26 protein-coding genes and 1 pseudogene are annotated in these 26464 nt (G+C 71.6%); 8 read left to right on the forward strand and 19 right to left on the reverse strand.

Annotated elements, in window-relative coordinates; all coding sequences use genetic code 11:
* Positions 1 to 221 precede the first annotated feature (221 nt).
* Positions 222 to 881, reverse strand: a complete 660-nt coding sequence (locus tag ACWCPM_RS31220) for a peptide deformylase (RefSeq protein WP_450979619.1) — start codon at positions 879 to 881, stop codon at positions 222 to 224.
* Between the two features lie 128 nt (positions 882 to 1009).
* Between ACWCPM_RS31220 and ACWCPM_RS31225 the strand changes: the two genes are divergently transcribed.
* Entirely contained in the window at positions 1010 to 2440 is a 1431-nt protein-coding gene (locus tag ACWCPM_RS31225; RefSeq protein WP_450979620.1) for a PepSY-associated TM helix domain-containing protein, read from the forward strand.
* Positions 2441 to 2580: 140 nt separating this feature from the next.
* Here the strand turns inward: ACWCPM_RS31225 and ACWCPM_RS31230 are convergent, their stop codons facing one another.
* The 6 genes from ACWCPM_RS31230 to ACWCPM_RS31255 all read right to left on the reverse strand — a co-directional run bounded on the left by ACWCPM_RS31230 (position 2581) and on the right by ACWCPM_RS31255 (position 8333).
* Complete coding sequence (locus ACWCPM_RS31230) at positions 2581 to 2931, reverse strand: tetratricopeptide repeat protein (RefSeq protein ID WP_450979621.1); 351 nt, start codon at positions 2929 to 2931, stop codon at positions 2581 to 2583.
* Between the two features lie 76 nt (positions 2932 to 3007).
* Positions 3008 to 4120, reverse strand: coding sequence for a PP2C family protein-serine/threonine phosphatase (locus ACWCPM_RS31235; RefSeq protein WP_450979622.1), 1113 nt, complete (start codon positions 4118 to 4120; stop codon positions 3008 to 3010).
* Between the two features lie 124 nt (positions 4121 to 4244).
* Complete coding sequence (locus tag ACWCPM_RS31240) at positions 4245 to 5201, reverse strand: alpha/beta fold hydrolase (RefSeq protein WP_450979623.1); 957 nt, start codon at positions 5199 to 5201, stop codon at positions 4245 to 4247.
* Between the two features lie 208 nt (positions 5202 to 5409).
* The gene (locus ACWCPM_RS31245) at positions 5410 to 6291 is read right to left on the reverse strand and encodes a helix-turn-helix domain-containing protein (RefSeq protein WP_450979624.1); all 882 of its coding nucleotides are present in this window, start codon (positions 6289 to 6291) and stop codon (positions 5410 to 5412) included.
* A gap of 74 nt (positions 6292 to 6365) precedes the next feature.
* Positions 6366 to 7214 (reverse strand): oxidoreductase, encoded by an 849-nt coding sequence (locus tag ACWCPM_RS31250; protein ID WP_450979625.1) that lies wholly within the window; start codon positions 7212 to 7214, stop codon positions 6366 to 6368.
* A 480-nt stretch (positions 7215 to 7694) separates the two neighbouring features.
* Positions 7695 to 8333: a helix-turn-helix transcriptional regulator gene (locus ACWCPM_RS31255; RefSeq protein ID WP_450979626.1), complete on the reverse strand. Its 639-nt coding sequence runs from the start codon at positions 8331 to 8333 to the stop codon at positions 7695 to 7697.
* Between the two features lie 359 nt (positions 8334 to 8692).
* Here ACWCPM_RS31255 and ACWCPM_RS31260 point away from each other — a divergent pair, with 359 nt between their 5' ends.
* Positions 8693 to 9235 (forward strand): hypothetical protein, encoded by a 543-nt coding sequence (locus ACWCPM_RS31260; RefSeq protein ID WP_450979627.1) that lies wholly within the window; start codon positions 8693 to 8695, stop codon positions 9233 to 9235.
* A 54-nt stretch (positions 9236 to 9289) separates the two neighbouring features.
* Here ACWCPM_RS31260 and ACWCPM_RS31265 read toward each other — a convergent pair whose 3' ends face one another.
* The gene (locus ACWCPM_RS31265; RefSeq protein WP_450979628.1) at positions 9290 to 9430 is read right to left on the reverse strand and encodes a winged helix-turn-helix transcriptional regulator; all 141 of its coding nucleotides are present in this window, start codon (positions 9428 to 9430) and stop codon (positions 9290 to 9292) included.
* Between ACWCPM_RS31265 and ACWCPM_RS31270 the strand changes: the two genes are divergently transcribed.
* Together ACWCPM_RS31270 and ACWCPM_RS31275 are read left to right on the forward strand one after the other, a co-directional pair.
* Entirely contained in the window at positions 9401 to 10387 is a 987-nt protein-coding gene (locus ACWCPM_RS31270) for an FAD-binding protein (RefSeq protein ID WP_450979629.1), read from the forward strand. The two genes, ACWCPM_RS31265 and ACWCPM_RS31270, sit on opposite strands and share 30 nt — an antisense overlap.
* A 71-nt stretch (positions 10388 to 10458) precedes the next feature.
* On the forward strand, positions 10459 to 11145 hold the full coding sequence (locus tag ACWCPM_RS31275; RefSeq protein WP_450979630.1) for a TetR/AcrR family transcriptional regulator: 687 nt from the start codon (positions 10459 to 10461) through the stop codon (positions 11143 to 11145).
* Between the two features lie 67 nt (positions 11146 to 11212).
* Here the strand turns inward: ACWCPM_RS31275 and ACWCPM_RS31280 are convergent, their stop codons facing one another.
* From ACWCPM_RS31280 to ACWCPM_RS31290, 3 genes are all read right to left on the reverse strand, one after another.
* The gene (locus ACWCPM_RS31280) at positions 11213 to 11638 is read right to left on the reverse strand and encodes an SsgA family sporulation/cell division regulator (protein ID WP_450979631.1); all 426 of its coding nucleotides are present in this window, start codon (positions 11636 to 11638) and stop codon (positions 11213 to 11215) included.
* Between the two features lie 109 nt (positions 11639 to 11747).
* Positions 11748 to 12134, reverse strand: coding sequence for a hypothetical protein (locus ACWCPM_RS31285; RefSeq protein ID WP_450979632.1), 387 nt, complete (start codon positions 12132 to 12134; stop codon positions 11748 to 11750).
* A 134-nt stretch (positions 12135 to 12268) separates the two neighbouring features.
* A complete protein-coding gene (locus tag ACWCPM_RS31290) occupies positions 12269 to 13012 on the reverse strand; it encodes a hypothetical protein (protein ID WP_450979633.1) in 744 nt (247 codons plus the stop codon).
* Positions 13013 to 13165: 153 nt separating this feature from the next.
* On the opposite strand from ACWCPM_RS31290, the gene ACWCPM_RS31295 reads away from it, so the two are divergent.
* On the forward strand, positions 13166 to 13630 hold the full coding sequence (locus ACWCPM_RS31295; protein ID WP_450979634.1) for a VOC family protein: 465 nt from the start codon (positions 13166 to 13168) through the stop codon (positions 13628 to 13630).
* Positions 13631 to 13703: 73 nt separating this feature from the next.
* Here ACWCPM_RS31295 and ACWCPM_RS31300 read toward each other — a convergent pair whose 3' ends face one another.
* From ACWCPM_RS31300 to ACWCPM_RS31310, 3 genes are all read right to left on the reverse strand, one after another.
* Positions 13704 to 13916 (reverse strand): DUF2180 family protein, encoded by a 213-nt coding sequence (locus tag ACWCPM_RS31300; RefSeq protein WP_450979635.1) that lies wholly within the window; start codon positions 13914 to 13916, stop codon positions 13704 to 13706.
* A gap of 36 nt (positions 13917 to 13952) precedes the next feature.
* Positions 13953 to 14426, reverse strand: coding sequence for a VOC family protein (locus ACWCPM_RS31305; protein ID WP_450979636.1), 474 nt, complete (start codon positions 14424 to 14426; stop codon positions 13953 to 13955).
* A gap of 780 nt (positions 14427 to 15206) precedes the next feature.
* Positions 15207 to 18854 carry an nSTAND1 domain-containing NTPase gene (locus ACWCPM_RS31310; protein WP_450979637.1) on the reverse strand — a complete coding sequence of 1216 codons (3648 nt, stop codon included), beginning with the start codon at positions 18852 to 18854 and terminating at the stop codon, positions 15207 to 15209.
* 379 nt (positions 18855 to 19233) lie between these two features.
* Here ACWCPM_RS31310 and ACWCPM_RS31315 point away from each other — a divergent pair, with 379 nt between their 5' ends.
* Complete coding sequence (locus ACWCPM_RS31315) at positions 19234 to 19827, forward strand: peptidase inhibitor family I36 protein (RefSeq protein ID WP_450979638.1); 594 nt, start codon at positions 19234 to 19236, stop codon at positions 19825 to 19827.
* A 199-nt stretch (positions 19828 to 20026) separates the two neighbouring features.
* Positions 20027 to 20284: pseudogene (locus tag ACWCPM_RS31320) on the forward strand (transposase); the annotation flags it as partial.
* A gap of 165 nt (positions 20285 to 20449) precedes the next feature.
* Here the strand turns inward: ACWCPM_RS31320 and ACWCPM_RS31325 are convergent.
* Together ACWCPM_RS31325 and ACWCPM_RS31330 are read right to left on the reverse strand one after the other, a co-directional pair.
* Positions 20450 to 22951, reverse strand: a complete 2502-nt coding sequence (locus ACWCPM_RS31325) for a SpoIIE family protein phosphatase (protein ID WP_450979639.1) — start codon at positions 22949 to 22951, stop codon at positions 20450 to 20452.
* Between the two features lie 175 nt (positions 22952 to 23126).
* Positions 23127 to 24092 carry a pirin family protein gene (locus tag ACWCPM_RS31330; protein WP_450979640.1) on the reverse strand — a complete coding sequence of 322 codons (966 nt, stop codon included), beginning with the start codon at positions 24090 to 24092 and terminating at the stop codon, positions 23127 to 23129.
* Between the two features lie 134 nt (positions 24093 to 24226).
* On the opposite strand from ACWCPM_RS31330, the gene ACWCPM_RS31335 reads away from it, so the two are divergent.
* Positions 24227 to 25333, forward strand: a complete 1107-nt coding sequence (locus ACWCPM_RS31335) for a CapA family protein (protein WP_450979641.1) — start codon at positions 24227 to 24229, stop codon at positions 25331 to 25333.
* A 38-nt stretch (positions 25334 to 25371) separates the two neighbouring features.
* On the opposite strand, the gene ACWCPM_RS31340 is transcribed toward ACWCPM_RS31335, so the two are convergent.
* The 3 genes from ACWCPM_RS31340 to ACWCPM_RS31350 all read right to left on the reverse strand — a co-directional run.
* Entirely contained in the window at positions 25372 to 25785 is a 414-nt protein-coding gene (locus tag ACWCPM_RS31340) for a TY-Chap domain-containing protein (RefSeq protein ID WP_450979642.1), read from the reverse strand.
* Entirely contained in the window at positions 25782 to 26276 is a 495-nt protein-coding gene (locus tag ACWCPM_RS31345) for a DUF6301 family protein (protein WP_450979643.1), read from the reverse strand. The genes ACWCPM_RS31340 and ACWCPM_RS31345 overlap by 4 nt, the downstream gene beginning before the upstream one ends.
* On the reverse strand, positions 26273 to 26464 hold a 192-nt coding region (locus tag ACWCPM_RS31350), incomplete at its 5' end, for a hypothetical protein (protein WP_450979644.1). The genes ACWCPM_RS31350 and ACWCPM_RS31345, both read right to left, overlap by 4 nt.

Consider the following 26464-nt stretch of genomic DNA (forward strand, 5'->3'; position numbering starts at 1 on the left):
CGAGAGCACGCTCCCCCACTCTCGGCTTCGCTCGAGCGGGAGGGGCCCCCACGACGCCGCTCCTCACGGGCAAACCTTGACTGACGCGGCACTAGACCCGGCGCGACGACCGGTGGGACTCCTCGCTCAGAGAGCGGCTCAGAGAGCGACAACTCCCCGAGCGACCCCGGGAGTCGGTCCGGGAGCCGTTCCGGGAGTCGCTCCGGGAGTTGTGCCGTGAGCTACTCCGGAAGGTGCTCCGGGAGCGCGAAGCCCAGTTCCCGTGCCGCCTCCCGCGGCGTCGGCTGCGCCCAGCGCTGCGACACCGCCGCGTTCGCGGACAGGGAGCGCAGCTCGGCGCGGTCGACGTAGAGCACGCCGTCCAGGTGGTCCGTCTCGTGCTGCACGATACGGGCGGGCCACCCGGTGAACACCTCGTCCACCGCACGTCCTTCCTCGTCCGAGCAGGTCAGCCGCACCCGGGTGGGCCGGGTCACCACCGCCTGCCAGCCGGAGAGGCTCAGACACCCCTCGAAGAACCCGGCGCGCGCCTCGCCCACCGGCTCGTACGACGGATTCACCAGAACCCGGAACGGCAGCGGCACCCGCCCTCGCGCCAGCCGCACCTCCTCGGGCACCGGCGCCGGGTCCTCGACCACCGCGATCCGCAGCGGTACGCCGACCTGCGGTGCCGCCACACCGACGCCCGGGGCGGCGTGCATGGTGACGCGCAGGGCGTCGACGAACCGGGTGAGCAGCGCGGGCCCCAGCTGGCCCTCGAACGGCTCCGCGGGCCGGCGCAGCACGGGGTCGCCGGCCGCGACGATCGGCAACGGGCCGTCCGTGGCGAGGAGTTGCTCGACCTGTTCGGCGAGCGGCATACGGTCACGGGGTGCAGACATCGGGCCAGGATGTCATGACTCTCTGTCGTGTGACGCAGGCCACTCGAATCTCCGGGAACTCTCTGTGCTCCGACCCCGACTACTGCACCGCTACGGCCGAAAATCGTCCCCAGCTCCCCGGAGACCTCATGACCACCGCTCCCCCGACCAGCACCGACGCGGACCCGCAGCCCGCCTCACCGCCGCCGAAACAGAGCCTGTGGGCGCCGTTGCGCCCGCTCGTGCTGCGCCTGCACTTCTACGCCGGGCTCCTCGTCGCCCCGTTCCTGCTGATCGCGGCCACCACCGGTTTCCTGTACGCCGGTTCGTTCCAGGCGGAGAAGATCCTGTACGCCGACGAGATGACCGTCTCCGAGGTCGGCCGCACCGAACTCCCCATATCCGCGCAGGTGGCCGCCGCCCGCGAGGCACACCCCCAGGGAACTGTTTCGGCCGTGCGGCCCGCGCCGGAGAAGGACGCCACCACCCGCGTCATGCTCTCCGGGGTGCCCGGCGTCGACGAGGGCCGCACACTCGCCGTGTTCGTCGATCCGTACACCGGGGAGGTGCGGGGTGCCCTGGAGCAGTACGGCTCCACCGGGGCGCTGCCGCTGCGCACCTGGATCGACGAGTTCCACCGCGACCTGCACCTCGGTGACAGCGGGCGCCTCTACAGCGAACTCGCCGCGAGCTGGCTGTGGGTGATCGCGGGCGGTGGCCTGGTGCTGTGGTTCTCCCGTCGCCGCGCCCTGCGCAAGGTGCGCGGCACGACCGGCCGGCGCCGCGTCCTCGGCCTGCACGGCACGATCGGCGTCTGGGCCGGGATCGGCTTCTTCTTCCTGTCCGCGACCGGCCTCACCTGGTCGACGTACGCCGGCGCGAACATCGACGAACTGCGCACCTCCCTCGGCCATTCGACGCCGTCCGTGTCGACGTCGGCGGGCGGTGACCACGGGGGGCACGGCGCCGCCGCGGGATCCGGGGGTTCCGGTGAGCACGGTGTCGGCCTCGACAAGGTGCTGGCCTCCGCCCGCGCGGAAGGGCTGGGCGATCCCGTCGAGATCGTGCCGCCGGCCGACGCGTCCTCCGCGTACGTGGTGAAGCAGGTGGGGAAGGGCTTGCCCGGAAAGCAGGACTCGGTCGCCGTCGACCCGGCCACCGGCGAGGTCGCCGACGTGCTGCGGTTCGCCGACTATCCGCTGCTCGCGAAGCTGACGCGGTGGGGCATCGACCTGCACACCGGTGTGCTGTTCGGGCTGGTGAACCAGATCGCCCTGATGCTGCTCGCCCTGTCGCTGATCGTGCTGATCGTGCTCGGTTACCGCATGTGGTGGCAGCGCGGCCGCAGGTCCGCCTTCGGGCGGCCGATCCCGCGCGGCGCCTGGGCGCAGGTGCCGCCGCAGATCCTGGTCCCGCTGCTGGCCGTGGTCGCCGTCGTGGGCTACTTCCTGCCGCTGCTGGGCATACCACTGGCCGCGTTCCTCGCGGTGGACGTCATCCTGGGCGGGATCGCGCACCGACGGGGGCGGCGGACGGACGGCACCGGGGGAGGCGCCGCCGACGAGACGGCCGCCGCATGAGCGCGGGCCCGGCCTCCCATGGGGGAGGCCGGGCCCGAACGGCCCTCAGGGTGAGTCGCGCCGGCCGGCCGCGGTCGTCGACGTCACGGGCCCTCGTCGACGCGACGGAGGCCCGTCGACGTCAGCCGCGTTCGTCGAAGTCAGCCGCGCTCGTCGAAGTCGCCCGCGAGCGCGGAGGCGATCCGCAGATGCGGCTGCGCCTCCGCCTGCCGCCCCTGGCGTTCGAGCGTACGGCCCAGCATCAGCCGGGCGTAGTGCTCCACCGGGTCGCGCTCCACGATGATGCGCAACTGGTCTTCCGCGCGGCGCAGTTGGGCCGAGTGGTAGTAGGCGCGGGCCAGCAGCAGCCGCGGTCCCGTCTGCTCCGGCACCTCCTCGACCAGTCCGTCCAGGACGCGCGCCGCCGCCGTGTACTCCTTGGCGTCGAAGAACATCCGCGCGCGCTCCCAGCGCTCGGCCGCCGTTCCGTGGTCGTAGTACGTCGTCTCCACTCGTGACCTCCTTCGGCACGCACAACGGGAACGACCCGTCGAACATTCCACCACTGCCGCGGAGGCATGCCGCAGGTCAGCCCTGCCGGCCGGCGGCGGGGTCCGGGAGACCGCGTCGCCGGAACGCGAGGAGCGCGGCGTCGTCGCCGAGGTTCCCGCCGCCGGTGTAGCGGAGCAGGTCGCCGCGGAGGAAGGAGACGAGCGACTGCGGGTCGCCGCCGGGCCAGGCGCGGATGCGGTCGGGGAGGGGGTAGAACGCGCCGGCGCGGTCCCGGGCCTCCAGGACTCCGTCGGTGCACAGCAGCACGATGTCGTCGGGCCCGAGGGGGAAGGTCCCGGTGCGTGCGTGCGCGGTCGCCAGGCCGAGGCCGAGCGGCGGGGCCGGGTCGGGCAGCGCCGGTTCCACGGGCAGGCCGTCCCGGATGACGAGCGGCGCGGGATGACCGCAGGACAGACAGCTGACCGGCCCCGTGTCGTCGGGCACGTCGAGCAGCAGTGCCGTCACGAAGTCCTCCCCGGCCGCCCGGTCCAGGGGCCCGGGTGTCGCCGCGAGCGCGCCGTCCAGGGCCGCGACGAGCGTCGGCAGGTCGGGCTCGCGGTGGGCCGTGGCGTGGAACGCCCCCAGGACCAGGGCGGCCTCACCGACGGCGTCCAGGCCCTTGCCGCGGACGTCGCCGATCACGAACCGGGTGCTGTGCGGCCTGCGGGCGGCGGCGTACAGATCGCCGCCGATCACCGCCTCGGCCTCGGCCGCGAGGTAGACGGAGGCGATGTGCAGCGGGCCGACGCGTTCCGGCAGAGGACGGAGCACCGCCTTCTGCGCGGTCAGTGCCACCGAGCGCGCGTGGCGGTAGTGCCGTGCGTACTGGTCCCGCAGGTAGGCGAAGAAGACCACGAGGGTGGAGACGGCCGCCAGCGAGAGGGTGGCCACGCCCTGGTTGAGACCGGGCGGCCCCTGGGTCATGTCGACGGCGACCTCCGCGGCCACGGCCAGTGCCGCGACGACCGCGGTGAGCCGGACGCCGGCGAAGGACGCGGTGATCGCCGGCGCCACGACGAGGAGCGGGCTGAGCCGGACCTCCCGCGGTGTCAGGACATCCACCAGGGTGATGGCCGCGATCAGTGCCAGCGGCACGGCGACCCAGGACGGCCGCCGCCCTTCGCGCGCGCTCAGGAGATCGAAACTCATGAGCCAGCAATACTCGTCCGGCGGGCCTCGGACCCAGGTGGTACGCGTGTCGGCACCCGTTTGGCGGGCAGAGCGGCGCGAAGACGCGCCGCGGGCCCACCGGCGGGCTCGGGCCGGCGCGCCCTCAGGCCAGGGAGCCGAGGAACTCGATGAGCGCGGCGTTCACCTCGGCGGGGCGTTCCTGCTGCGTCCAGTGGCCGCAGCCCGGCAGCACCAGGGGCGGACGCCGCAGGCCGGGCATCAGGGCGGGGAGCCGCTCGATGAGTTCGGGCGTACCGGGGAAGGCGGGGACGGGATCGCGGTCGCCGTAGATGTACAGGGCGGGAGGGGTGACGACGGCGCCGTCCCAGGGGGCCGTCAGTTCCCAGTTGCGGTCCAGGTTGCGGTACCAGTTGAGCGCTCCGGTGAAGCCGCCGGAGAAGCTCTCCGTGAGCGCGTCGAGATCGTCCTCGCTGAACCACTCGGGCAGTGTCCCGGGGTCCTGCATGGTCGCGAGCCAGCCCAGCTCGGGGTCGACGAGCGGCTGCTCGACCGCGCCGGGAGCCTCACCGGACGCCGAGTGGATGAACTTCCGCAAGGCGGTGCGGGTGTCCGCGGCGAACTCGGCGTCGGCGACACCGGGGCGGTTGAAGTAGTTCCAGTAGAAACGGCCGTTGAACCGCCGGTCCATGGTGACCAGCGGAGGTTCCGGGCCCCGGAACGGAGGGGGCACGCTCAGTCCGGCAACCCCGAGCACCATGTCCGGCCGCAGCAGGGCGGTGTGCCAGGCGACCGGCGCGCCCCAGTCGTGGCCGACGACGTAGGCCTTCTCCTCGCCCAGTTCCCTGATCAGGCCGACGACGTCGCCGACCAGATGCAGGATGCTGTACGCCTCGACGTCCTCGGGACGGTCGCTGCGGCCGTAGCCACGCTGGTCGGGGGCGACCACGCGGTAACCGGCGGCGGCGAGGGGAGCGAACTGGTGGTGCCAGGAGTGCCAGGACTCGGGGAAGCCGTGCAGGAGCACCACCAGGGGGCCTTCGCCTTCCTCGGCGATGTGCAGCCGGACCCCGTTCACGTCGGCCGTTCGATGCTCAACCATGCGCACGAGGTTACGTGTCGTGATCTTCGTCCGGGTGCCGGACGCGCGGCGGCGGGCGGGCGGGCGGGCGGACGGACGCGATCGCGCCGGGGCCGGGAGCGTCACACCGCCTGCCGTCTCGTGGCCACATCAGTGTGTCCCGGCCGGCGCTCCGACGGCTTCGTCACCACGACACGGCACACTTCGTCCCGGCCCCGCGCCCGGGCGGTCAGACCTCCCGGTGCTGCGGGGGTCTGGCCGGCGCGGCGGGGTTCCGGGTGGTGACCCAGTTGGCCAGGAACGTCAAAGCCTCGGCCGAGCCGGATCCGGGCTCGGCGGTGTACACCAGGAGCGACTGGTCGGTCCCGCCCCTGACGTCCAGCACCTGGAAGTCCAGGTCGAGTTCGCCCGCGATCCGGTGCCGGAACTTCTTGCGTCCCTGCCGCTGGGCCCGTACACGGTGGCCGGACCACCAGGAGCCGAAGTCGTCGTCCTTCAGGGACAACTCCCCGACGAGCTGGGCGAGCTCGGGGTCGTCCGGGTACCGCGCCGCGTCCATGCGCAGATACGCCACGCACTCCTGGGCGACCTTCCCCCAGTTCTCGTACATGCCGCGGACCTGCGGGTGCAGGAACGTCAGCCAGATGTGGTTGCGCCGGCGTTGCGGAAGCTCGGCGAAGTCGGTGAACAACGCCGCTCCGAGCTCGTTCCAGGCCAGAATGTCCATGCGGCGCCCGAGGACCAGCGCGGGGACGTTGACCATGCTCTCCAGCAGCACGCGGGTGGCCGGGGAGACCTGCTGTCGGCGCGGGGCGGCCGGCCGGAACCTCTCGGGGACGGTGGCGTCCTCCGCGGCGACACGCAGCAGGTATTCCTTCTCGTCCGCCCGCAGGTGCAGGGCTTCGGCCAACGACAGGAGGATCGTCGGGGAAGCGGACTTCACCCGGCCCTGTTCGAGACGCACGATGTAGTCCACGCTGATGCCGGCGAGTGAAGCCAGTTCCTCCCGGCGCAGGCCCGGTACCCGGCGGCGGCCGACGGCCGGAAGACCGACGTCCTCGGTGTGGATCCGCGCCCGGCACGCCCGTAGATAATCGCCCAGCTGGGTCATGTGACACTCCTCATCGATCACTTCCACCGCGCGCTCGACCGCGCGCGCCGCCCGCGTGTCCCACCGCGGTCGGATCAGCCCTGCACCGCTACGTCGTCGTGGTCCGTCGACAGCGCCACGTGCCGCCACGCGCGCGACTCCTGGGACAGTCGCGCGACCTTCCGGTCCATCGCCTCCGCGCAGTCGCTGCCGAGCTGCGCGCGCAGCGGCGGCTCGTCGGCGTCGACGATCGTGAGAATCGCCGCCGCGCCCTTCACCGGGTCGCCCGGCTGGGCATGGTTGAGACCCGGCACGGCTCCGCGCACGGCGCCGGCCGTGGCCGCGTAGTCGGTGATGACCCGCTCCTCGACGTGCAGGCTGGTGCCGTCCAGGAAATCGGTGCGGAAGTACCCGGGCTCGACGACGGTCACCTTGAGGCCGAGCGGAGAGACCTCCTGGTGCAGGGCCTCGGACAGCCCCTCGACGGCGAACTTCGTGGAGCAGTAGACACCGAAGCCCGCCACACCGTCGAACCCGCCGATGGAGCTGAGGTTGATGACATGGCCGCGCCCCTGGCGCCGCATCACGGGGAGCACCGCCCGGGTCACGTTGAGCAGGCCGAAGACGTTCGTGTCGTACACGGCGCGAGCGGCCTCGTCGGACGTCTCCTCCACGGCGCCGAGCACGCCGCGGCCCGCGTTGTTGACCAGCACGTCGATCCCGCCGAAGGCGTCCGTGGCGGACTGCACGGCCGAGGCCGCCCGCGCTTCGTCCGTGACGTCGAGAGCGACCGCGAGCAGCCGGTCTCCGTGGCCGGCCAGCGCGTCCACCACCCCCTCCGGCCGCCGGGCGGTGGCGACGACCCGGTCGCCCCGCTCCAGTGCCTGGCGTGCGAGTTCGAGGCCGCACCCGCGGGACGCGCCGGTGATGAACCAGACAGTCATGAGGATCTCCGTCACGAGTAGCTGTGTGTGGTGCAGGTCAATCGTCTGCCACGCGTCGGTGACCAGCCAGGGAAGGATGTGCACAGGCTCGGGGGCCGGTGTCGGGACGTCGGTGTGTGACGAGGCCGACAGGATCTTGAGGGGGCCCTCAGGTCAGTGTCGCGTACGAACCCGAAGGAAGGCGGGCCGCGTCCGGCGACGGCGCCCCGCGGCGTTGGCCGCGCCGCCCGACGACGCACATCGTCGGTGTGGGTGGACCGTGGGACACACCACGGTGTCACACTGCCGCCGCACCGGCGTCCGGTCGGCTCCCGAGGGGCGGACGTGGGCGCGGGCCCGACCATACGGGGGAACAGCCGGGCCCGCTCGCACTCCACCGTACGGGCAGGGAGCCGAACACACCGCACACGGACGGGGAGTGGGGACGATCGGGAAGACCACACTTCCCCAACGGTCAGCCACCGATGCCGCGAACCGCCGTCACAGGATGCCGAGCCGGGCGCCGTGGCCCACGGCGTGGGCACGGTTGCGGAGGCCGAGCCGGACGTTCAGGGAATGGAGCGCGTTCTTGATGGTGCGCTCGGAGTAGCCGAGCTTCTCGGCGATCTCCTCGGTCGTCCACCCCTCGGCCAGAAGCCGCACGATGTCGATCTCACGCTCGGTGAAACCGACCGGCGAGGCCCCCGCTCCTTGCAGGACCCTCAGATCGTCGATCAGGCTGCGTACGAGCGCCGCCGGAAGACGGGCGCTGCCCGCCCAGCCGTCGAGGACGGCCGCGAGGATCTCCCGCATCCCCGTCTGCCGCCGGGGCAGGAAGCCCACCAGCCGATGGCCGATCACCTCCTTGAGCTGACGCTCCGTGATGCTGTTGGCGACCAGGACGATCCGCATCCGCGCGTTGGACGACCTCTGCGCCTCCCCGCGGATCCCGGCGAGGGTGGCGGACGTGACGTCGGTGTCGAGGACGACCAGCATGTCCGCCCGCGCGCTGTCGTCGCGCTCCAGGACCTCGACCTGGGGGCGGCAGCGGAGGTAGGCGATCACACCTTGCCGGGTGAGGGGGTCGCCGGCCAGGACGGCGACGGTCGGTGCGGCACGGTGCGGTGCGTGTGATGGCATGGAAGGTCTTCGCCGCTCTCAGGAAACTGGGGCTGGTGCCGGCCCGATCGAGGCGAGAGGGCCTTGATCACACTCGACAGTGTGCCTCGCCGACGCGTGGCCCGTCCAACGGAGTTGGTGTTCCACGGGATGACACGGTGTGTTCCGGCACCGGTCCTGTCGGTGTTCCTCTCGGACCGGCGACCGGCGACCGGCGACCGGCGACCGGCGACCGAGCGGATCGTGCTCGGCAGCGCCCCACGCGCTGACCACGTGTGCGTCCGGCGCACGGGGCGCATGCCTTGCCGGACGCCCCGGCGGCGTCCGGCAGGGCGGCCTTATGCTCGTCGCGGGGAGAGACTCGGGAGCAGGGAGCACACATGGCGGCGCCAGGCCCGGCGGCGAACAGCATCGAGACGGCGACGGCGTTGCTCAGGTCGGAGCTGGCCCAGCTGGAGGAGCAGCAGGAAGTCCTGGACGTACAACTGAGGTCTGTTCAGGCCGAACTGGCGGTCGTCTCCAGCCACATCGAATCCATCCGTGGAGCCCTGGCCGCACTGCGCGCGCTCCCGTCAGTCGCGACGGCTCCGCCCGACAGGACGTCCGCGGAGGGTGCGCCGGGGGGTGCGCCCGGGGGTGCGCCCGGCGACGGCGCGCGGCCGGCGGACGAACGCGCGGCGAAGGGCGGTCAGTCAGCGCCCGATCTGGAAGGCCGCGGCTTCACGGAGCAGGTGATCGCCGTGCTCGCCGGTGACGCCGGTGCCGTCCTGCGGGCCCGGGATGTCGCCGAAGCGCTGGGCCGGGACGGGACCGCGGGCAGCATCAACGCCGTTCGCAGCACGCTCGACCGCCTTGTCGCCACCTCCCGGGCGCACCGGGTCGGCCGGGGGCTGTACCGCGCCGCGGACGTCGCGCCCCGGTGACGGAGGCTTCCTCGGCCGCGGTCCTCCCCGTCCGTCCGCCGCGCGGGCCGCGGTCTACGTCACCGGGAGCCGGCCCGAGTCCCGGGCGCCGGAACGGCGCACGCTCCACCGCGCGAGCGGCATCAGGGCGTCCACCAGCTCCCTGCCCTGCGGAGTCAGCCGGTAGTGGATCTGCACCGGCGTCGACGGGATCACGGTGCGCTCGACGAGGCCCTCGGCCTCCAGTTGCTTGAGCCGCTGGGAGACATCGCGACCGGCGGAGGGGTCGGCTGGCTGGTACGGAAGTACGGGCTCACCGTCGACCGCGTGCGCGCCGTCGAGGTCGTCCTGGCCGACGGGACGATCGTCCGCGCCGACGCCGAGAACGAGCCCGACCTGCTGTGGGTCATGCGCGGAGCCGGTGTGGGCGCCGGTGTCGCCGTCGCCTTCGAGATCGAGGCCATGGAGCTTCGCGACGTCGGCCACGCGCAGCTGGTCCTGGCGGTGGATCCCGCCGGGGAGACGCTGCGGCGCTGGGCGGACGTCATGGCGGGGGCGCCGCGCGAGCTGTCGACGGAGGTCAGGCTGGCCTCGCAGCCCGACGGCTCCACCGCAGCCGTCGTCACGGCCGTCGTGGCCTCGGACAGCCCGCCTGTCGTCCGGGAAGCGCTCGAACCTCTCCTGCGGGTCGGCGAGGTGCTGGGGCAGCAGGCCCGCATCGTCCCCTACCCCGACCTGGTGTCACCCCTCCACCTCCACGAGAACACCGGGCAGATGCCGGCCAGGGCCACCAACGGACTGCTCGCCGGGATGTCCGCCGGCGCCGCGCGCGCTCTGGTGAAGGCGTCCGGGGGCCGCGACCCGGTCCTGGTGCAGATGCGGTCGCTCGGCGGCGCGACCCACGATCCCGATCCCTCCGCCACCGCCTTCGCGCACCGGCATCAGAACGTCCTCGTCATCGGCGCGGGCTTCCCGCCCGACGCGGCGAGTGCCCTGCGCGGCGGCTGGGCGCCGCTCGCCCCTTACATCGACGGTGCCTACGTCAACTTCGAGAGCGCACCCGACGGGACGACGTTCGCCCGCTTCTACCCCGGGGCGACCGGTGCCCGGGTGGCCGGCCTGTGGAGTCGCTTCGACCCCGAGGGCGTCCTGCGCCCCGGGCAGCGGCCCTGACGTGGGCGGTCACCGGAGACGATCCGGAGGCGACCCTGATGTGGAGGGGTGCCTCATGTTAAACTGGGCATATGACCGAGCGAACTGTGTCCCGCGCGCAAGAGGCTCAGGCCAAGCCGCTCCGACGTGACGCCCAGCGCAACCGCGACGCGATCGTGGCGGCGGCGCGGGTGGCGTTCGCGGAGCAGGGGCTGGAAGCGTCCCTGGAGGGCATCGCCCGCCAGGCCGGCGTCGCGATCGGAACGCTCTACCGGCACTTCCCGACCCGGCTCGCCCTGGTCGAGGAACTCTTCGCCGAGAAGTTCACCCTCCTCCTGGACACCGCCGAGGAGGCGGCCGCCATGGAGGACCCCTGGGAGGGCTTCCGTTCCTTCCTGGAACGCTTCTGCGAACTGCAGGCGTGCGACCGGGCGTTCAACGCCATGGCCGCGGCCCGGCTGCCGGTGAGCACCCGCAGCGGACAGCTCAACGAGCGAGTCAGGGAGCTGGGGATCGGGATTCTCCACCGGGCCCAGGAGCGGGGGGTCGTGCGTGCCGACGTCACCCCGGAGGACATCGCCTTCGTCGCATGGTCCCTGGAGGGCATCATCCAGGCCACCAGTACGGTCGCCCCCCTCGCCTGGCGGCGGCACCTCGCCCTGATGCTCGACGCCTTCCGCGCCGAGTGCGCCCACGAGTTGCCGGAGCCGCCGCTGAGCCCCGAGCAGGTCCGTCAGACCATCGCCGCACTCGAGTGCTGCGTGACGGAGGAATGCTGAGAGGAGCACCGAGAAAAGATCCCCCGCCGACGGCGGGGGATACGGTGCCACCGGAGTGGCTGGACGCTCACCTGCCTGCCAGGAGGTGCGCCAACTCGGTGTCGAGGTCGAACTGTTCGGACTCGGTGCCCGGCGGCACCATCGCGCGCGTCCTGTCCACGAAGGACCGCAGGTCCCGCAGGGGCGCCTCGAGCAGGGCGGAGCCCGCGGGGGAGTTGAGCGCGATGTAGACCACGTCGCGACCGGGGCCGACGGCCGCCGGCCATACCCGGACGTCGCCCTGGCCGGCGTGGTGTGCCAGGCCCTCGGCGATCACGTCACGGCTGAGGACCCACTCCACCGACGCGCCGCCCTCGGCATCGGCGAAGGTGGCCCGGAGGGCGTACGGGTCGTCGCTCGCGTACCGGAGTCGCATCCGGAGCGGAACGGATTCGGTGAAGGACCGCACCGACTGCACGGGAAGGTCGATCTCTGCGGTTCTGATGGATTCCATGGTCTCTTCCGATGTGCCCCCCGATGGCGGGCGGAACGCAGCCGACACGGTACGGAGCCGCACCCGTGTCGGCTGCGTCTCCGTACCGTGTCGCCGGACGTCGCGGCCCTCAGCGCTCGAACGCGAGCACCTGGTCGACGTACCAGCGGTCCACCTGGCCGTGCCGGGACGGCGTCACGTCGAACCAGCGGCCGTCCACCAGCTGGTGGAGGCGGTGACCGTCCCAGCGGTACTGCACGTTGTGGTACCGGTCCCAGGCGTCGTCACGGCGGTCGTCGTCGTGGCGCCAGGTCCCCTGGGCGTCACGGCCGTGGTCGTCCGAGTACCGGGCGCCCTGTACCCCGTGTCCGTCGTCCCGCTCCTGGTACGCGCCCCGGTCGTGCCCGGCGCTCTCCATGGGTGCGGCCGAGGCGGTGCCCCCGGCTCCGAGGACGGCGCCTCCCACGAGCGCCAAGGAAGCAGCGGCGACGGGCAGTCGCTTGATGAGGTTCTTCATGGTCATCTCCCTGTACCCTCCCTCAACCGGAGGGGGTCCTCACGTTCTTTCTCGGCCCAGCGTACCTGAGGGCCCCCTCATGTTCTTCTCGGTCGAAGGTGAAGCCGCTCACATGCGGTGAAAAGCGCCCTCTCTCAGACGAAGCGGACGTCGCTGAGGTCGATCCAGACCATGAGCCGGTCCGGGACCGGGCGGCCGTCGGGGGCGCGTCGATGGGCCCGGCGCTTGGCCGGCAGCAGGATGCCGTCGGCCTCCATGTAGTCGTGGACGTACTGCGCCGCGGCGAATCCCCCCGCGATGTCGACGTGGTAGTCGTGACGGCGCAGGAGCCCGTCGGCGCCGAAGTAGAAGTCCTGCTCGGTGCTGTGGGAGGCGATCCCGGGCGGGAAGGTCGCGCGCAGTCCCTGCCAGGTCTCGCCTCCCTCCTGCCACGGCTCGATCCCGCTGACGCGGAAACCGGGCAGGGTCAGCAGGAAGGGGGTCGTGAGGTAGGTCCACAGCGCGTAGCCGTTGAAGTAGGCGCGGTCCAGCGGGTCCCAGGGGGTCTCCAGGGTGTGACCGGCGAAGGACGAGCGAGGATCCTGGCGTTCCGCCACCAGGCGTCCGTCGAGCTTCTCGACGGCCACCCGGCCGGGCGTGAAGTCGCTCCTCTGGTCGGGGGCGCCGAACGGCCGCACCGACGCGTACTCCTCGTGCAGCCGGACGGTCATCTCGCGTGCGGCGGGATCCTGCGGCAGGCCCTTGGCGGTGAACAGATCGCCACCGCTGACGAGGGTGGCCCGCGCCTCGGTGAGTTGATTCCAGCGTGTGGCTCCGCCATGGGCTTCGACAGCTCGGGTGAGCAGTTCGTTCATGTCCACCTCTATAGGCGCCTTCACCGGCTGCTCCTGTCAGGCACGCCGGGGACCTGACCGGGACGCGCGGGGGACTGCGGGCCGGGATCATGAGTGTCAAAATGGGACAAAGCCTGAAAAGGAACGCCGGAGGGACGTGAGTCCCCTCGGAACGTCAGCGAACCGGAGGGCAACTCCATGCACGTCGAAGGTCTGCCGGTCCCCGAGTCAGGGCTCCTTCTCACGCATTTCATCACCGTGGCGGACGTGCCGCGGGCGCGTGCGTTCTACAGCGACGTCCTCGGCGGCGAGGTCGTGCTCGCGGAGAATCCGTGCATCGTCAAACTCGGGAACGGCTGGATCATCATGAACCCCGGCGGTGGGCCGACACCCGACAAGCCCGACGTCACCCTGCACCCGCCGACCGACCGGACGACGGCCACGAGCTTCCTGAACATCCGTGTGGCCGACATCGAGGCCGTCCACCGCGAATGGAGCGCGAAGGGCGCCGAGTTCCTGACGCCACCGATCGACCGCAAGGCCGAGATCCGCTGCTACGTGCGCGACCCCGACGGCTATCTCATCGAGGTGGGGCAGGCCACCGGAATGACGAGGGGCGTCTTCGCCGATCCACCCGCCGGTGACGAGGCCGGCGGGAACTGAATCCCGATCCCGTACGGTGTGCGGGCGGCCCGTACGCCGTACGGGCGGACAGGGCCGCGCTTCTGACGCGCTTTCAGACGAGGGCCGCGGCCGCGCGCTCCGCTTCGAAGCAGATATCGCACGTCAGTCGCCTGGCTTCGGGAACCTGGGCGGAGGCGCCGGGAATCGGGACCCTGCTGACAATGAGATGCCCACTGCACATCCCGGCCCCGCACCGGGCGCAGACTGCCACGGCGGAGGACTGAACCGGTCGGAGTGCGTCAGCGGCGCAGTCGTAGCAATGCATGGCGACCGCCCTTTCTGGCTCTGCCGCAGGGTGTGGTCACCGACCGGGCTGGCGTTCGGTGATCTCCTGGAGCACCCATCCGTTGCCGTCCGGGTCGCTGAAGGTGGCGTAGGAGGCATAGGAGGTGCGGTCGGGATGGGGTCCGGAGAGGCGCTCCTGCCCCGCGCCGTCGTGCACGGCCTCCCCGGCCTCGTGGCCGTGATGGAGAAGTCCTCCGGCGTCGTGGAACACCTCACTCACCTCGATGCCGCGACCGACGAGTTCCGCGCGGGCCTCTTCGACGTCCGAGACGATGAGGTACAGGCCCTGAGCGGAGCCCGGGGCGGTGGAGACGGTCCCCGTGCCGAAGATGATCGAGCACTGCGAACCGGGCGGCGTGACGTGCACCAAGCGGTACTCGTCGCTGAACGCGTTGTCCACGTCCGTCCGGAATCCCAGCGACTCGTAGAAGTCTTTCGAACGGTCGACGTCGGAGACCGGCAGCACGACGACTTCGAACTTCAGATCCATCTCTTTCACCTTCGTGGAATCGGGATCCGACGCTCCGGGATCCGTCCAAGGGCTGGAGGACGGGACTGGCTCCGGAATCCCCGAGGTCGAGTTCCGCCACCGGTGGAGATGCTTGTGGAAGGCGGCCGACGGCCGCTCTGCCAGTGTCTCTCGGCCGTGACGGGGGCGCATTCCGGGGGTTCCCGGAGCCCGAGCCGGGACGTCACTTCGCCTTCAAACGCAGTTGCCATACCGAATTCAGGCGTCGCTGATCGAACGGGAGTCCTGATCGGGTGATCTCGGGCTGTGGGTGCATGAGGGCAGGGCCTCCTCTGCAGCTCGTGGGTGTCGAATCCAGCCGAGCAACAGGAGGCCCTGTTGTCTTGGTCTTGCGTGCCGGAGCCCGTGGGGTCCAACTCGGTTTCTCTGTCGCGGGATCAAGTGGCTACGGGCTCCACCCGGCACCAGGGCGATCGTGTGTCCACGTTGTCGCGTAAGACCCACAGCAAGGGCCGGTACCCGCACAGCGGGGAGCCGGCCTCTTTGCTGTACGCCCGCGCTCCCTCGGACCAGCTTCTCCCTCATGCCCCCTCCGGCCTCGGGACTGCGGAACAGCCATCGGCGCCGAGAACGATCATGTCCGATCGGCGCGAGCGTTTGACCGGGTTCTCGTATTCGCGGCGGTCCTTGCGCTGGGCCGGACCACAGGACCGCCGTGACCGCCGTCGAGGGGCCGGCAGCGGGCGAGGAATCCGAGGTGCACGGCTCACTCGCCGTCGGCCACAGCCCGCCAGAGCCGACTCATCCGGCTGACTCGTTGAGGTGACTGGCCCGTTCCTCCTGGGTCAGTTCACGGGTGATGCCGTCCCGGGAAAGCCGCAGCACCTCGTCGATCGGTGCGCAGGGCAGGCATGTCCAGACGCGTACGGTGCCGTCGTCGTGCGAGCTGACGAACCGATTGCCGGGCAGGGCGTTCGTGCTCTCGACAGAGGCACCGAATCCGTGCAGGACCACGGGCGGGCTTTTGTCAGTGGTGCTCCAGATCCGGGTGGTCGCGTCGTTGCCGCTGGTCACCACCCGACGGCCGTCGGAACCGAACGACACACTCCACACAACTCCCTGATGTCCGTTCAGTACCCGCGGTCGGCCGGGCTTGGTGAGATCCCACAGCCTGGCCGATCCATCGTTGCCGCCGCTGACGAGGTGCCGTCCGTCGGGGCTGAACGCCACCGTCCATACCAGGCCTTTGTGACCACGGAGGACCTTCAGATCCTTGCCGGTGGCGGGGTCCAGGACGTGGATGGTGCCGTCCAGGCCGGCCGCGGCCACGCGTCGCCCGTCGGGGCTATAGGCGACGTAGCGCACTTTGTCCTGGCCGGTGTCGACCACCAAGGGTTGCGCGCCCGGAGCGGTGTGCCAGATCCGTACGGTGCCGTCGCTGCCGCCGGTGACCAGCCGGCGTCCGTCGGGGCTGAACTCCGCGGTCCACACCGGCCCGTCGTGGCCGCGCAGTACGACGGGTTTCGTCGCGTTGTCCACCGGCCAGACCCGTGTGGTCCCGTCGTCGCCGGTTCCGGCCACCCGGCGGCCGTCCGGGCTGAATGCCACCCCGAGGACCTCGCCGTCGTGCCCGCGCAGCACGGTCGGCGGGGCGGTGCTCCCGGTCCGCCAGACGCGCACGGTCCCGTCGGCGCCGGCGCTGGCGAGCCGATGGCCGTCCCGGCTGGGCACCGTCGCCCACACCGGCCCGTCGTGACCGGTCAGGACGCTGTCGCTGCCCGTCGGGGCCGCCTCCCAGATCCGTACGGTGCCGTCCTCGCTGACGCTCACCAGGCGCCGTCCGTCGGCGGCGAACGCGACCGCGGTCACGGTGCCGCGATGCCCGCGCAGGATCAGCGGTGCGGCGCGGTGATGCACGTTCCAGATCCGTACGGTGCCGTCGTTGCCCGTGCTGGCGACCCGGGCGCCGTCCCGGCTGAAGCCGATGCCCTCTGCCGTGCCGTCGTGGCTGCCGAGCACGACCGACTCGGCGGGGGCGTCGGGGTCCCACAGGCGCGCGGTCCCGTCGGTGCTCGCGGTGGCTATGCGCTGTCCGTCGGGGCTGAAGGCGACCGCCTCCACGGAATTGCTGTGCCCGCGCAGCACCACGGTCGTCCGCCGACTCCTGACGTCCCAGACCCGTACCGTTCCGTCTCCGCCGCTGCTGGCGAGGCGGCCTCCGTCGGGGCTGAACGAGACGCCGAGCGCCCGCCCCTCGTGGCCGCGCAGCACGACCGGTTCGCCTCTCCCTGTGACGTTCCAGATCCGTAAGGTGCCATCGTCACCGGCGCCGGCGACGCTGCGGCCGTCCGGGCTGAACGTGGCGCTCCACACCTGTGCCGTGTGCCCTCGCAGGATCACCGGCTCGGCGCCGCTCGCCCACTTCCATACCGAGACCGTGCCGTCTTCCCCGGCTGCCGTGATCCGGGTGCCGTCCGGGCTGAACACCGGCGTCCACACCTCGCCGTCGCGGCCGCGCAGCACCACTGGGTCTCGCAGCGTCGTGCCGTACCGCCACACCCGTATCGCGCCGTCGCCGCCGCTGGTGGCGAGGTACCGGCCGTCCGGACTGAACGAGACCCCGAGAACCTGCCCGTCGTGGCTGGCGAGCACAGCCCTCATCCGTGACTCGAACACAGCTTGGCGCAGTGCCGCCTCGGTCTCGTCGGTCGCACTGGTCCGGTAGGCACTGGTAGCCAGCAATAGGCCCAGCTCAGGGTCGAGCTCGGCCTGGCCACGCGCGCTCGCCACGAGTTGCCTCGAGAACGCGAGCGCCTGCCCGGCCTCAGCGCGCCGGGCCTGTACGAACGCGACGCCCGCGAGGACGGCCAGTGCGACCACCGCCGCCATGAGCCCGCTCACGGTCAGCCGCACACGGCGCCTCACCGCCGCCCGGTCGGCCTGTGCGCGGTCGCGGCTCGCCGCCAGGAACTCGCGTTCGAGATCATTGAGCCGGCCGGTGTCCCGGTCGTCCCACTCGGCCAGCCGTACTCCGCGGTAGAGCACCCCGTCGTCCCTGCCGTGCTCCGCCCACTCCCCGGCCGTATTGGTCAGACGCCGGTGTGCGCGCACTTGTTCGCGGCCGGTCTCGATCCACATACGCAGTCGCGGCCATGCGGTGATCAGGGCTTCGTGGGCGAGGTCGACGGTGTCGCCATCGAGGGTGACCAGGCGGGCGCGGGCCAGTCGTTCCAGAACCAGCGCGGCATCCCCGCGGCTACTTGCGGCCAGTTCGGTGCGGAGAGCCGGGCGACGGGTGTCCTGGGCTCCTTCACCGGGGGTGATGAGCCGCAGCAGCAGATCGCGGGCGACAGCGGCCTGTTCAGGAGAAAGCTGAGTGTAGAGACGCTCTGCGGTTCGGGCGATGGCACCGCTCACCCCGCCGACGGCATCGTAGGCGGCCTCGGTGAGTGCTCTGCCCCTGCGTCTTCGCCAGGTCTCCAGCAGCGCGTGCGACATCAGAGGCAGGCCGCCGGACTCATCGGCGACGTCCTCGATGATGCGGGCGGTCAGGGCGCGTTCCAGGGTCAGTCCGGTGGCTGCGGCCGGTTTGACGATGGCGTCGCGCAGTTCGTCCCGGGTCATCGCAGTGACCAGCAGGTTGGCGTCGCGCAGTGCGCCGGCCAGGGCGTGGTGTTCGGCGCAGCGGCCGTAGAAGTCGGCACGGACCGCGATCAGCACCTTCAATCGGCTTGCCGGTCGGAGGGCGGCGAGCAGGAGGTCGATGAAGCGGGTACGTTCCGCCGGATCCTGGCAGAGGGTGTAGACCTCCTCGAACTGGTCGACGATCACCAACGTATCCGTGCCGTCGTCACCGGGTCTGCTCGCCTCGAGGAGAGACGCGTGGGCGCGTGCGGGGTGGTCGCCGGGCGTCAGGATCTGGATCACGGCCGGCCGCAAGCCGGGCTCCCGGGAGTGCTGGAGGGCGGGGACCAGGCCCGCACGCAGCAGGGAGGACTTGCCGCCGCCGGACGGGCCGAACACCGCGGCGAACCGCCGGCGCCGCAGCAGATCCAACAGGTCGGCAGTGAGCCGGTCCCGGCCGAAGAAAAGTCCGCTGTCGCCCGGCTCGAACCGGGCCAGCCCCCGATAGGGCGCATCCGCACCCTCACCGCCCCCCTCCTCTTCCGCGCCGACCGCGGCGGCGTCGTCCACGGCCTGTTTCCACCGGGCTTCCCACTCGACCGCATCGCCCCCGCATGCCGACACGTAGGCCAAGGTCACCGCCAGCGTGGGCAGCTGCCCGCCCGCCGCCGCCTGCGACAGGGTCGTGCCCGAGTAGCCGGCCCGCTCGGCCATCGCCCGATACGTCATCCCGCCCCCCTCCGTCCGCAGCTTGCGCAACTCGAACGCGAACCGCTGCACCGGACCCGCCCCCGGATCCACCGGCACCTCACGACGTCCCGCCATACCCGTCCCCTCGCCACCCATCCACACCGGACACCTCACCTCTGCGCCCCCCGACCCGGCCCGAAACGTCGCACCCGGCCATTGATTGGCCGCCGGAACAGCCCTGCCAACCAATAGGCCGGCCGCTGAGATCGGTTGGTGAGCGGTACCGAGGGATGGGGCTGCCGCTGGGGAGACGGTCATGCCTACGGCTCCGCGGCGGAACAACAGATCCGGCCCTGACTGCATGCACCTGGCCGCGCCCCACGCGGTCTTGCGAACCCTGCTGTCTCGCCGGACAGCCCAGGGGAGTCAGGGCCCGGCCGCATCAGTCGCCGGAAGCTGTCCGCCGGCGACCGGAGCTGCTCATGAAGCGAAACCAACCGACGGAGGAAACCCCATGAAGTTCCGATCCCGGATCACGAAGCCCGTCTCAGCCGTGCTGTGTGTCATGGCACTGGCAGTCGGAGCCGGCAGCGCGGCCGCGGCCGCGGCCGCCACGGACCGGACCACGCAGTCGGCCGAGTCGAAGTACGCGGCGCAGGCGAAAGCGGTGGGCCTTTCGAGCCGGCAGGCAGCCCAGGTGCAGGACCGGGTGGACGCCCAGCTGGCGGACATCAAGGTGCCGGCGGAACAGGTGGCGTACAACGAGATCCGGGCGAAGGACGGCAGCGCGATCATCACGGTGTCCGTGCCCGGCGTGGCCAACACCAGCTGCACCTACGAGTACCTCTGCCTGTGGACCGGTCCCAACTGGACCGACAGCAAGCTGGCGTTTTTCAAGTGTCAGGACTACGACCTGAGCCACTACAGCAGCTTCAGGAACGACACCCTCACCTCGTACAAGAACAATCAGACCACCGGCACGGTGGCTCGGTTCTACAACTGGGAGGGCCGTAAGGTCTACAAGTTCGGCAGCACGGCGTACCACACGGAGGACAGCCTCTCGAACACCCCCTGGGACAACATGATCGACATAGTCGACGTCTGCTGAGCCCTTGCCGGTAGCCCGATCATCAAAGTAGCCGCTGCTGTATCGCCCGTGGTGGGCGTGAGTTCGAGGGTGTCGGCTCGGTCGGGTGATCTTCGGGTCGGCCGCGCATGGGAGGGGGCCTCCTGCACAGCTCGTGGGTGTCGCATCCATAGAGAGCAGCAGGAGGCCCCTGGTGCTGCGGTTCTCCGTGCCGGTGCCGATGGAGTCCGACTCGGCGCCTCTGGAGGGTGACTGTCTCGCTCCCCGGTCCGGGAACGCCGCGGACCGTCCGTACAGGCGCCCGGGCTGGCAGGAGGGCCGCGGCGGGCGGCCGGAGGGGTTCTGCCACCGGGAGATGCTCGACGCGGTGCGCTACCTCGTCGCGGGCGGGATCGTCTGGCGGGCGATGCCTGCGGACTTCCCCGCCTGGGACCGCGTCTACGCTTTCTTCCGCCGCCGGCGTGACACCGGTCTGCTCGCCGAGTTCCACGACCGGCCGCGCGACCGGGTCCGCCAGGCGGCCGGCCGGGACACGGAGCCGAGTGCCGGTGTCATCGACGTTGATTGTCCGGCGCCGGCACGGTCGGGGCGAGGCCGTCGTTCCAGTGAACACACCCCCCACGCTCGGAAGGACAACAGCTACTCAGGCCGCCGTGCTTTCCGCTTCGGCCCAGACGACCTTGCCCTCCGGTGTCCGGCGGGTGCCCCACCGGCGGCACAACCGGGAGACCGGGGAGGGGCCGCGGCCTCTCCCCTCGAGGGTGGCCGCGCTCCGCGCATGCGGGAAGGCGACGTCGTTGTCCGTCACTTCGACGGTCAGGACCCGGTGCCGGATCAGACGCAGACCGATCGGGCCGGTGCTGTGGCGTACGGCGTTGCCGACCAGTTCGCCGACGATCAGTTCCGTGGAGTCGTCCTCGGGCCCTCCCAGGCCCCACTCGGCCAGCTGTCCCGCCGTCAGATCCCGGGCGCGGGCGACAGCGGTGCCGTCGTGCCGCAGCGTCCAGGAGGCGACGTGGTCCGGGCTGAGCGCGCGGGTGCGGACCAGGAGCAGGGTGGCGTCGTCGCACTTCTCGAGACCCTGGGCCGGCTCCACGGCACGGGTGCAGAGGTCTTCCAGGGAGTGATGCGGTTCGGCGAGGGTCGTGCCCAGGCGGTGCATTCCCTCCTCTATGTCGGCGTCGCGGGTCTCGACGAGTCCGTCGGTGTAGAGGGCGATGAGACTTCCTTCGGGCAGTTCCACCTCGACGGACTCGAAAGGGACTCCCATCCCGAGGCCGAGGGGGGCTCCGGTGGGCAGGTCGGGGAAGGTGACCTGGCCCTGCGGGTCGATGATCGCGGGCGGGAGATGGCCGGCCGTCGCCATGGTGCACTTGCGGGTGGCCGGGTCGTAGATGGCGTACAGACACGTGGCGCCCACCGCCGCCGTGCTGTCGTCCGGATCGTCGCTGTCCCCTTCCGCCAGACGCTGGACCGTGCCGTCCAATTGCGTCAGCAGTTCGTCGGGGGCCAGCTCCAGGTCGGCGAGCGTGTGGACCGCCGCACGGACCTTTCCCATCTTCACGGCGGCGTTGATGCCGTGCCCGACCACGTCGCCGATGACGAAGGCCACCCGGGCGCCGACCAGCGGGATCACGTCGAACCAGTCGCCTCCGACGCCGCGGTCGAGGTCGGCCGGCAGATAGCGCGAGGCAGCCTCGACCGCCAGGCCTCCCCTGAGCCGCCGGGGGAGCAGGCTGCGCTGGAGTGTCAGGGCCGCGTTGTGTTCGCGTGTGAACTGGCGTGCGTTGTCCAGCGACACCGCGGCGCGGCAGACGAGTGCCTCGGCCAGGAGCCTGTCGTCCTCCTGGAACGGCATCGGGTTGTCGGTGCGGACGAACAGCGCCACGCCCAGCAGGACGCGCCCTACGCGGATGGGGACGACCATCACGGAGTGCATGCCGTACTCGCGGACCCTGCACGCCCGTTCCGAGTCCTCGGCGATCCATGTGCCCGAAGCGATGCCGAATGACGGCTCCAGGTAGGAACGTCCGGTGCGCAGAACCTCGAAGAAGGGGGAGTCAGGCGGCATGGGGACCGCCGAGCCGCGCCGCCAGAGGGCTTCCGGCGTCCCTGGGCGGATCGATGCCAGACCGGCACGCCGCAGAACGGGCAGGCGCCGGCCCGCCGAGCCGATACGGACCGGGTCTCCCGACTGCTCCAGGTCCACCGTGACGAAGTCCGCGAACAGGGGCACGGCGAGCTCGGCCAGTTCCTGACCCGTCTGCATCACGTCCAGGGTGCTGCCCAGGCGCCTGCCGGTCTCCCCGAGAACGGCGAGGCGCTCACGCACCTGCCGGCTGTCCGTGACATCGACGCTGACGGTGCACACGCCCAGCGCCCGGCCGTCGGCGCCCTGGAGGGAAGAGAACGTCACCGCGAGCGGGTGCTCCCGGCCCCGGCTGGTCGGCAGGCAGATCCGGTACTCGTGGACCTTGGACCTACCGCTCTGGTGCACCTGGCGCATCACGGTCTCCATCGACAGGGCCTCGCCGCCGGGCCAGGCGTCGCTGGGCCGGCATCCGAGCCGCCGCTCGCGGGAGACGCCGTCGTGGATCTCGATCACGTCGTTCGCCCAGGTGCCGCGCAACTCCGGATCACGAATGACGATGCCGACCGGCGCGCGGGTGAGAAGGGCCCCCCGCACCGACCCGCTCGCCACGTCCCCTGACGGCACGCCGATGTCGGTCACGGTCGCGAGCCACCGCCCGGTCCCGTCCTGACCGTGCAGCGGCGAGAGCCGCAGACTGACGTCGACCATCCGGCCGTCCTGGTGGCACACCTCCCAGGCACCTGACCAGCCGTTACGTTCGCGGCACCGCTCGACGAAGGCCGACATCGTCCGCGCGTGACCAAGGGCCGGCAGGAGGATCGCCGCGGACCGGCCCACCACCTCGCCGGCGGAGTACCCCACGAGCTGCTCGGCGGCCTGCGTCCAGGCGATCACGGTTCCCTCTTCGTCGAGGAAGGCGAATGCCGTTTCCCAGACGTCAGACGCGTTCATGTGATTACTGAACGTCACGTGCTGCGGGCTGGTGATGGTCATGGAGCTGCTGCCCTCGAAGTAGCCGGCGAATGAGTGCGCGATGGGAAAGGGGAAGGCCATTTGTCTGATTTGTGTACTTGACCGGGCGAGGGCCCGTTCTGTGACAGCGCCGCATCCCCCGGCGCGGGCCCGTGTCCACCGCCGCCTCGCCGCGCGGGACACGCTCCGACACGCCAGCCGGACTTCCGTACATGCCCTGGCCAACCGCTTGCCGGAGAGGGCTGTGGCCGATGCTTCAGCGCATCCTTCCGCGGGGCTTCAACGGCATCTGCGGCAGCTCGGGCGCGGGGAGCGGGTCGCCGTCGTAGCCCTTCACGTCGCCGAACCGCGACCCCTTCGTCCAGTCCTCGCGAGCCCGCACGATCTCCTCGTGGGACCGGCCGACGAAGTTCCACCACATGACGAGCTCCTCCGCGAACGGCTCGCCGCCGAGAAGCATCACGGCCGCGTCCGACCCGGCGCGCAGCGGCAGTTCGCTGCGGCCGCAGCCGAGGTACAGCATCGATCCCGGCAGCACCGGCACCCCGTCGACATGCGCCTCGCCGGACATGGACAGCACCCCGTACTCGAAGTCCGGCACGAGCGGCAGACGGACGTCCACGTCGCGGGCGAGGGCGAGATCGGCGCCCACCAGGGGGGTGTACGTCGTGCCGGGCGACCTCGCGCCGTCGATGTCACCGAGGAGGACCGTCGCCGTCAGACCCGGCGCGGTGACGGCGGGCAGCTCGGCGTGGTGCTCGAACCGCGGGTCGGTGTGGCGGTGGGCGTCCGGCAGCGCGACCCAGAGCTGGGCGCCGTGCAGGAACCGGGCGTGGGACCGCGGGCTCTGTTCGGAATGGCTGATCGCCCGGCCCGAGGTCATGAGCCCGAGCTCCTTCGGCCTGATCGTCTGCAGGCTGCCGGTCGAGTCCCGGTGCAGCACCTCGCCCTCGTGCAGCCAGCTGACCGTCTGGAGTCCCATGTGCGGATGCGGGGGCACCTGCATGCCCGGCTCGTCGGCGATGTCGTCGGGGCCGTAATGGTCGACGAAGGCCCACGCGCCGATCATGCGCCGACCGAGGTTCGGCAAGAGCCGGCGCACCTCCGTCGACCCACCGAGCCGTACGCGCCGAGGACTCAGCAACTCGCGTACGGGTTCGGCGACGACGAATCCGCGTCCGCCGCACACGCTGGGCACGGGCGCGCGGTCAAGGTTGCTCATGCGGCACAACCTAGCCGGGCACGGAGGGCGGCGCAGGCAGTCCGGCGCCGTGGCACATGCCCCTGTCCGGACCGCCCCGGCACCCCGCCGGAACCCTTCTGCCCCGTCCGACCGGGGACGCCTACGCTGGAGACATGGGCGGCGGTGCCGTGACGCTGTTCCTGTGCGGTGACGTGATGCTCGGGCGTGGCGTCGACCAGATCCTCGCGCACCCCGGCGATCCCGGGTTGCGGGAGGGGTACGTCACGGACGCCCGCGACTACGTGGCGCTGGCCGAGGCGGTCAGCGGGCCGATCCCGGTGCCGGTCGGCCCGGCGTGGCCGTGGGGCGAGGCGCTGCCGGTGCTGCACGAGGCCGCGCCGGACGTCCGGATCGTGAACCTGGAGACGGCCGTGACGAGCGGCGGCACCTTCGCGCCCGGGAAACAGGTGCACTACCGGATGCACCCGGCCAACCTGCCCGCCCTCACGGTCGCCCGCCCGGACGTCTGCGTGCTCGCCAACAACCACGTCATGGACTTCGGACGGCCCGGTCTGCGGGAGACCTTGGACGCCCTGGCCGGCGCGGGCCTGCGGACGGCGGGCGCCGGTCGCGACGCCGACGGCGCGCGGGCCCCCGCCGTCGTACCGCTGCGCGCGGGCGGCCGCGTCCTGGTGTTCGCCCTCGGTACCCGCTCCAGCGGCATTCCGCCCGGCTGGGCCGCGACCGGGGACGCGCAGCCCGGCGTCGCCTACGCCCCGGGTCCCTCACCCGGCGCGGCGGAAGCCGTCGTCCGGCGCGTCCGGCAGGTGAGGCGGGCGGGCGACCTCGTGGTCGTCTCCGTGCACTGGGGCTCGAACTGGGGCTATCTCGTCCCCCGCGACCAGGTCCGCTTCGCGCACGCCCTGGTGGACGGCGGTGTCGACCTCGTCCACGGCCACTCCTCCCACCACCCCCGCCCGCTGGAGGTCTACCGGGACCGGCTGATCCTCTACGGCTGCGGCGACTTCGTCGACGACTACGAGGGCATCCCCGGCAACGAGGAGTACCGCGACGACCTCCGCCTCGCCCACCTCGCCACGCTGGAGGCGGACACCGGGCGCCTGACCGGTCTGCGGATGGTGGCGCTGCGAGCCCGGCGGATGCGGCTGGAGGCGGCGCCCGAGCGTGACCGCAGATGGCTGTGCGGCATCCTCGACCGGATCAGCGCGGGCGTCCACGTGGAACCGGCACCCGACGGGACGCTCACGCTGGTCCGATGAACGCCCCGGCCGGTGCGCGCGCCACGTCGCGTGGGAGGTCACTGCGCGAGGGAGAGGCGCAACGGCTCGCGGGTCCTGTCGCTCCACGCTTTGATCCTCAGGTCCGACGGGCTCGGCACGCCGACGACGTCGCGCAGTGTCCGCATCGACCTGGCCGCTGTCGCGTCGTACTGCGCGGTGGTGGCGGGCCAGGGCAACCCCAGGTGCCAGTTCGTGAAGTGGGGCACGTCGGGCGGGATCCAGCCGAGCGCGACCAGCGCCGTGTGCTGCTGTTCCGGCAACGGCCGCGCGGGGATCTGACGCGGGCTCATGATCGCCTCGGTCAGCAGCATCCGCGGGTGCTGCGCGAACTGCACACCGCGGTCGCCGTGCAGCAGGATCACGATGTCCTCGTCGGCGAGGTTCGCCAGGTCGCGGAGCAACCGGCTGCGGAAGTCGTTCCAGTCGTTCACAGCGCGCTCCTGTCGAGGTCGCGCCGCTCTTCGAAGTATCTGCGCTCGGCCCAGTAGGTGGTGACCCCGAGGGTGGTGCGGGTGATCCGCACGACGCAGTCGGGCCGGTGCCACACCAGCGAGGGCGTCCTGCCCGGATGCGACTCCTCGGCGGGGCCGAACACCGTCTCGGCCGCGGCGATCACCTCGACGAAGCTGTCGTTGACCGGGGTGGCGTCCTCTTCGAGGGCCGGCCAGTGGCTGACGCCCGAGAGCCGGATGTCGAGGTCGCGGACCTGCCCGCGGGAGATGTTGATCATCTGCATCGGTTTTCCGTGGTCCCACGCGGCCCGGGCGACGATCGGGCCGGCGGGGACCGAAGCGACGGTGGTCCAGCCCAGGCGCGCCATGAGGTCGGGGACCTCGTCCGCCGACCACGCCCATCGCCAGTCGCGGACGACGGTCAGCGTCGCGTGCACGGCGGCGGGATCGGCGGTCCTGAAGTCGGTCATGGCTGCTCCCCGGGCTCGTGGCCGGCCAAGCCTATGCCGTCGGCGCGTAGTTGGTCCGGGGCGGGCGTGGCCGTCCGCATCATGATCCCGCCGTCCCGCCGTCCCGCCGTCCCGCCGTCCCGCCGTCCCGCCGTCCCGCCGTCCCGCCGTCCCGCCGTCCCGCCGTCCCGCCGTCCCGCCGTCCCGCC

It is taken from the genome of Streptomyces sp. NPDC002309, from assembly GCF_053593375.1.